Origin of the sequence: Pseudomonas sp. MIL19 (assembly GCF_028680365.1) — a bacterium.
Lineage (GTDB): Bacteria > Pseudomonadota > Gammaproteobacteria > Pseudomonadales > Pseudomonadaceae > Aquipseudomonas > Aquipseudomonas spirodelae.
The window spans coordinates 21,041-27,832 of sequence record NZ_JAPPVG010000045.1 but is presented as its reverse complement, the minus strand read 5'-3'; the positions used below and the strand labels follow the sequence as shown (position 1 = coordinate 27,832).

Below are 6,792 nucleotides of genomic sequence, written 5' to 3'. Positions count from 1 at the left end.
CTTTTGATCGATTTGCCGCTTTCAAAATCGGCGGAGGCTGAAGTTAGCCAGAAATACATGACTACTTCAGACCATCCTTAGACACATGCAAATCAATCGAATCGTAAACCTTACAACTCAGTCACTTTCCGGCGATGCGCCATAGGTATTCGACTGTTTATAGAACTCATGCAAATGACGCACTAACACCATAATCACCGCAGCGACCGGCAGCGCCAGAAGGACGCCAGTGAAGCCGAACAATTGACCGCCCGCCATGATCGCGAAGATCACCGCCACCGGGTGCAGGCCGATGCGATCACCCACCAGCATGGGGGTCAGCAGCATGCCTTCGAGCATTTGCCCGACGATAAATACCGTGGCGATGCCCAGCAACGGGTAGAAATCCACGCCAAACTGGAACAGCCCCGCCGTCATTGCCGCGCCAATCCCCACGACTACCCCCAGGTACGGCACGATGCTGGCCAAGCCTGCCAACACACCGATTAGCAAGCCAAGCTCCAGGCCAATCAGCATCAACCCGGTGGCGTACATCACACCCAGCGCCAGCATCACCAGCAACTGGCCGCGCAAGAACGCCCCCAGCACTTCGTGGCACTCCGAGAAGAGCTGCACAATCAAACCTTCACGGCCACGCGGCAACAGGCTGCGCAGCTTGGCGACCATCAGGTCCCAATCGCGCATCAGGTAGAAGCTCACCACCGGAATCAGCAGCATATTGGCCAACCAGGCCAACAATGCCAGCCCAGAAGCCGTGGCCGTGGACAACAGCATGCCGACGATATCGGTGGTTTTACCCAGCTGCCCGGACATCGCTTCCTTTAACTGATCAAAACGCCAGAACCCTTCACTCAGCCCCAGCTTTAGCTGAACCCATGGCAACGCCTGGTGCTGCATCCAGTCGAGTATTTCTGGCACCAGCTCATACAGGCGCACCAGCTGTTTACCCAACAACGGCACCAGGACCAGCAACAGAATGGCCATGACTAGGGTGATCAACGCGAAGACCACCACCACGCCCCAGGTCCGCGAGAACTTCCAACGCTCCAAGCGATCAACCAGCGGGTCGCCCATATAGGCCAACAGCACACCAATCAAGAATGGCGAGAGAATCGGGGCGAGCAAGTACAACAGGCCGCCCAGCAGCAACGCTGCGACTATCCATATCCAACGATGCGAGTCGATCATGCTCTGCGCTCCATATGCCAACGCGTTATCCAGAAAGCCCCACGCTTAGGGGCGCGGTATAAGAAAACCGCAGCTAACGGGCTGCGGTTTGGTCAATCAGGGTGTGTGCGACTGCCGTAGCCTACCAGCGAAACCTTAATACAGGGTCACGTGGCGGCGCTGGCAGTGCAGGCTCAGCACCCGTGGCGGGCGGCGTAACCGCCTGCTCGGTATCGACCACCGCGGCCTCGGCCGGCACCTCCTGCAGCTGCGCCAGGCCCAGCTGTGCACGCAATTGCTCGGCATTGGCATTGACCGCGAAGGTCAGCGTGTCGCCCTGTACCTTGAGCAGTTGCGCGGCGAATGGCTCAAGCATGCGCTGCAATTCGGCGTAACGCGCCAGATCAACGCCCTGCACTTCTACCGTCAAACGACTGGTAGCGCCGGGGGCGACAATAAAACGCGGCGCTAGACGCTGATTAACCGCCAACAGGATAGCGTCTGCCAGCGCGGCCTGATCAGCCCCCTGAACCTTGCCCTGCTCACGCTCGTCACCCAGCCATAGCCGCCATTCGGCTTGCCACTGGCCGTTTGCTTCACGTGCGACAACCGCCAACAAAGCATCGGCAGCGTAGCGCTCGGACGCTTCACGCAAGGCAGTAGGGTCATTGCTGGCAAGGTTTTCCGGTACGGCCAGGAGTTGCTCGGAGAGGTCGGCCAACGGCAGGCGCAGTGGCAGGCCACGGTGTTGTGCGGCCTGATTAAACATTGCAGCAGCGGCCTGGCCATCGCCAAGCAGGCGGCTGCCATCGCTGGCATCACTCAACCACCAGAGCAGGATGCTTGGACGATTCGCGCCCCACAACGCCAGCCCCGCCTGACGCAGGCTGCGCCCGGTACTGTGAGGGTCAAAGTCGACCAGCAAGGTGTCACCTTCATAACCATATTGGCTGACAATCTGTTGCGGGTCCTTGCGCAGCGCCGCCAGTGCTGGGCTCTGCGCGGCATCAGTTTTGCCGGTCAAACGCAGCACCAGAGTATCCAGAGCACGGCCCAGAGCAGCCGCGCGCTCCTCTGGCTGCTGGCTGCTGACCGCCTCGCGGACTTGGTACAGATCACTCACGGGGGCGGCCAAGGCTGGCAGGCCAGACAGTGTCAAACAGGCAAGAAGCAGGCGAGCGGTCAAACGCATGGGTGGATTCTCGACGGACGGAAAGTGGCTTACCGGGCAGATTTAACAACAGTTTCGACCAGCGCTCGCACGCAAGGCGGGCGAAAACAGCACAGTGTCACGAGTTTAGGGGCTGTTAAAGGGCATTCCAAAGCCATTTTAAGCGGCGCATGGCCCGCAGCGAGCAGATTGTGCACACGCGGTCACCTTAAACAGCGCGCCTAACACCCGCAACGGTGGCGGCTGGCCGCTGCCGGGTAAGCCTGATAAAATCGCGCGCCTTCGCAGACCGCCAACCTACCTGGCGGCGCCTATCCGAACTTTCCCTAAAGGCCTGGATCTATGAGCAAGCAACCCTCCATCAGCTACAAGGACGCAGGTGTAGATATCGACGCGGGCGAAGCCCTGGTTGAACGCATCAAAGGCGTGGCCAAGCGCACCGCACGTCCGGAAGTCATGGGTGGGCTGGGCGGCTTCGGCGCGCTGTGCGAGATCCCGGCTGGCTACAAGCAGCCTGTACTGGTCTCCGGCACCGACGGCGTCGGCACCAAGCTGCGCCTGGCACTGAACCTGAACAAGCACGACAGCATCGGCCAAGACCTGGTCGCCATGTGCGTCAACGACCTGGTGGTCTGCGGTGCCGAGCCGCTGTTCTTCCTCGACTATTACGCCACCGGCAAGCTCAACGTTGACGTAGCGGCCACCGTAGTGACCGGCATCGGCGCGGGCTGCGAACTGGCCGGTTGCTCCCTGGTTGGCGGTGAAACGGCTGAAATGCCGGGTATGTATGAAGGCGAAGACTACGACCTGGCCGGTTTCTGCGTCGGTGTAGTTGAAAAAGCCGAGATCATCGACGGCTCGAAAGTCGCCAGCGGTGACGCCCTGATCGCCCTGCCGTCCTCCGGCCCGCACTCCAACGGTTACTCGCTGATCCGCAAGATCATCGAAGTCTCCGGCACCGAAATCGAAGCCACTGAGGTTGATGGCAAGCCGCTGGCCGATTTGCTGATGGCGCCAACACGTATCTACGTCAAGCCGCTGCTCAAGCTGATCAAAGACACCGGCGCGGTCAAAGCCATGGCCCACATCACCGGTGGTGGCCTACTCGACAACATCCCGCGCGTACTGCCAAAAGGCGCACAAGCGGTGGTCGACGTGGCCAGCTGGACGCGCCCAGCGGTATTCGACTGGCTGCAAGAAAAAGGCAACGTGGATGAGCACGAGATGCACCGCGTACTTAACTGCGGCGTCGGCATGGTCATCTGCGTGGCGCAGGAGCACGTCGAAATTACTCTGCAAACCCTGACCGCCGCCGGCGAACAGCCGTGGGTGATCGGCCAGATCAACCAAGCGGCCGAAGGCGCTGCTCAGGTCGTGCTGAACAACCTGAAACAGCACTAATGCCGGCACCGTGCAATGTGGTGGTGCTGATCTCAGGCTCCGGCAGTAACCTGCAGGCGCTGATTGATAGCATCCAGGCCGACGCTGACGCTTCCACGCGCAGCCCGGCCCGGATCAGCGCGGTGGTCTGTAACCGCGCCGATGCTTATGGTTTGCAACGTGCACAGGCCGCCGGTATCGCCACCGTGGTTCTCGACCACAAACAGTTCGAGGGCCGCGAGGCCTTCGACGCTGCACTGGTCGAGGCGATCGACAGCTACGATCCGCAGCTGGTGGTGTTGGCTGGTTTTATGCGTATTCTCACCCCGACTTTTGTCCGCCATTACGCGGGACGCCTGCTGAATATCCACCCGTCTCTGCTGCCCAAATACAAAGGCTTGCATACCCATCAACGGGCACTGGAAGCCGGTGACAGCGAGCACGGTTGCAGCGTGCACTTCGTCAGCGAGGAACTCGATGGCGGACCACTGGTCGTACAGGCTGTGGTCGCGGTGGAGCCAGATGACACACAAAGCAGTCTGGCGCAGCGCGTACACCAGCAAGAACATGTAATTTACCCGATGGCAGTCCGCTGGTTTGCCGAAGGCCGCTTGCACCTAACGGCGCAAGGGGCGATGTTGGACGAGCAACTGTTACCGAGCACCGGATACCTTATTCGAACGTAAACAGGAGACACCATGGGTCGCGCCTTACTGTTCGCACTGACACTACTGAGCCTGCCGGTATTCGCCGTTGAGCTAAAACCCTTCTCCGCCAGTTACACCGCCGACTGGAAGCAACTGCCCGTCAGCGGCAGCGCCGAGCGCAGCCTGCAAGCGCTGGACAATGGTCTGTGGAAGCTCAATTTTGAAGCCTCCATGCTGGTCGCCAGCCTGACCGAAGAAAGCACCCTGCGCGTGGATAACACCACCTTCTTACCCCAGACGTATTTGTATCAGCGCGGCGGCCTGGGCAAAGCCAAGAAGATCGAGCAGGACTTTGACTGGGAGGCCAAACAAGTCATCGGCAGCGACCGCGACACCCCAGTGCGTTTGCCTCTGAACCGCGGCCTACTGGACAAATCGACCTACCAACTGGCTCTGCAATACGATGTGGCCGCCGGCAAGAAAAGCATGAGCTACCAGGTGGTCGATGGCGACGAAGTGGAGACGTATGACTTCCGCGTGTTGGGTGAGGAAGTGGTGCGTACCAAGGCCGGGCTGATCGATGCGATCAAGGTCGAGCGCGTGCGTGACCCGACCCAGAGCAGCCGCAAGACCATCCTCTGGTTCGCCAAAGACTGGGAGTTCCTGCTGGTCCGCCTGCATCAGGTCGAGAAAGACGGCAAGGAATACCAGATCATGCTCAAAGAAGGCAGCGTTGACGGCCGAGCCGTTGAAGGCCGCCAGGACTGAGACAGAGCGCAATAAAAAGCCGAGCTTAATGCTCGGCTTTTTAATGTGCGGGTTTCGACAAGCAGGGCCGACTGGTGCTCGGCCCGCTTAGCCATTTACCACATCAGGTCATCCGGCACCTGGTACGCCGCGTACGGATCATCGGCATCCGGGGCTTCGGTTGGGGTGTTGAGCAGCACCACACGTGGCGCGTCGCGCTCTTGAATCTTCAGCGCCGCCTCACGCGGGATCACTTCATAACCGCCGCCGTGGCGCACGATGGCCAGCGAGCCGCTGCTGAGTTTGTTGCGCATCAGCGTGTTGACCGACAGGCGCTTGACCTTTTTGTCGTCAACGAAGTTGTAGTAATCCTCGGTGGTCAGCTTGGGCAGGCGTGACACCTCGATCAACTGCTTGATTTGCGCGGCGCGGGCCTTCTGCTCGACCTTCTCCTGCTGCTGGCGATTGAGCTCTTGATCACGCGCCGCCTTTTCGGCCATGGCCTGTTGAGCGGCGAGCTTTTGCGACTCGTCCTTCTCGATATGGCCTTTCTGCTCCAGACGCTGCTTCTTCTGTTTTTCCTTGCTGGCCTGCTTGGCCTGCTTTTCGTTGACCAGCCCGGCTTTAAGCAACTGATCGCGTAGTGAGAGAGCCATAACCTACCTTTCCAACCATCAATATTGAATGGGCGTACCCAGCGTAATCGTAATGCGTTATTCGTAGGGTGGATGACGCTTCACCCATCCACCGTGTCCCTGGCAGTGGTGGATGAAAAGAACGTCATCCACCCTAGGGCTCAGCAACTTGGGGTGAGCTTTTCGAGTTTTTTGGCTTCGCCCCACAGCGCATCCAATTCATCCAGGGCGCAATCTTGCATAGCCCGCCCCTGCTCGCGCAAGCTCTGCTCGATAAAACGAAAGCGCCGCTCGAACTTGCCATTGGCCGCGCGCAGGGCCGTTTCCGGGTCAACCTTGAGGTGCCGCGCCAGGTTACTGACCACAAACAGCAAATCGCCGATCTCCTCGCTAATGGCCTCGGGATCGTTCTCGCTCATGGCCTCCAGCACTTCATCCAACTCTTCGCGCACCTTGTCGACCACCGGCAGGGCTTCTGGCCAGTCAAACCCGACCTGAGCGGCACGCTTTTGTAATTTGATCGCCCGGCTCAGCGACGGCAGCGCGGTGGGCACATCATCCAGCAACGAAAGCTGTTCAGGCACAGCGGCTTTCTCGGCGCGTTCTTCGGCTTTGAGTTCTTCCCAGCGCTGCTTGACGGCGGCCTCTTCGAGCTTGGCGACATCCGGCGCGCCATACAGATCGCCATCAGGGAATACATGCGGGTGACGGCGCAGCAGTTTGCGGGTAATCCCATCAACCACCTGGGCAAACTCGAAACGCCCTTCCTCGCGCGCCAGCTGGCTGTAATACACCACCTGAAACAGCAGGTCGCCCAACTCACCCGGCAGATGGTCAAAGTCGCCACGTTCAATGGCGTCGGCCACCTCATAGGCTTCCTCAATCGTGTGCGGCACGATGGTCGCGTAACTCTGTTTGAGGTCCCACGGGCACCCATGCTGCGGATCGCGCAGACGGGCCATCAGGTGCAGCAAATCGTTAAGTTGGTACATAACACATCCCAATTAATACGCTTACGTAGGAGGGTTAGCGGTGCAAACGCCGA

General features: G+C 59.7%; 7 protein-coding genes. 3 read left to right on the top strand and 4 right to left on the bottom strand.

The annotated features are described in order from the left end of the window. Positions 1 to 117 precede the first annotated feature (117 nt). Together N1078_RS18370 and N1078_RS18365 are read right to left on the bottom strand one after the other, a co-directional pair. Complete coding sequence (locus N1078_RS18370) at positions 118 to 1,188, bottom strand: AI-2E family transporter (protein ID WP_274089536.1); 1,071 nt, start codon at positions 1,186 to 1,188, stop codon at positions 118 to 120. A gap of 121 nt (positions 1,189 to 1,309) precedes the next feature. Beyond that, a complete protein-coding gene (locus tag N1078_RS18365; protein WP_274089535.1) occupies positions 1,310 to 2,359 on the bottom strand; it encodes a DUF2066 domain-containing protein in 1,050 nt (349 codons plus the stop codon). Positions 2,360 to 2,680: 321 nt separating this feature from the next. On the opposite strand from N1078_RS18365, the gene purM reads away from it, so the two are divergent. The 3 genes from purM to N1078_RS18350 are packed head-to-tail and all read left to right on the top strand — an operon-like array spanning position 2,681 to position 5,133. Beyond that, a complete protein-coding gene (gene purM / locus N1078_RS18360) occupies positions 2,681 to 3,739 on the top strand; it encodes a phosphoribosylformylglycinamidine cyclo-ligase (RefSeq protein ID WP_274089534.1) in 1,059 nt (352 codons plus the stop codon). Next, entirely contained in the window at positions 3,739 to 4,404 is a 666-nt protein-coding gene (gene purN, locus N1078_RS18355; protein WP_274089533.1) for a phosphoribosylglycinamide formyltransferase, read from the top strand. Before purM ends, purN begins: the two co-directional genes overlap by 1 nt. Positions 4,405 to 4,416: 12 nt before the next feature. Further along, positions 4,417 to 5,133: a DUF3108 domain-containing protein gene (locus N1078_RS18350; RefSeq protein WP_274089532.1), complete on the top strand. Its 717-nt coding sequence runs from the start codon at positions 4,417 to 4,419 to the stop codon at positions 5,131 to 5,133. 95 nt (positions 5,134 to 5,228) lie between these two features. On the opposite strand, the gene N1078_RS18345 is transcribed toward N1078_RS18350, so the two are convergent. Together N1078_RS18345 and mazG are read right to left on the bottom strand one after the other, a co-directional pair. Continuing rightward, the gene (locus tag N1078_RS18345) at positions 5,229 to 5,768 is read right to left on the bottom strand and encodes a DUF2058 domain-containing protein (protein WP_274089531.1); all 540 of its coding nucleotides are present in this window, start codon (positions 5,766 to 5,768) and stop codon (positions 5,229 to 5,231) included. Between the two features lie 140 nt (positions 5,769 to 5,908). Then, the gene (gene mazG, locus N1078_RS18340) at positions 5,909 to 6,739 is read right to left on the bottom strand and encodes a nucleoside triphosphate pyrophosphohydrolase (protein ID WP_274089530.1); all 831 of its coding nucleotides are present in this window, start codon (positions 6,737 to 6,739) and stop codon (positions 5,909 to 5,911) included. Positions 6,740 to 6,792: the final 53 nt, after the last annotated feature.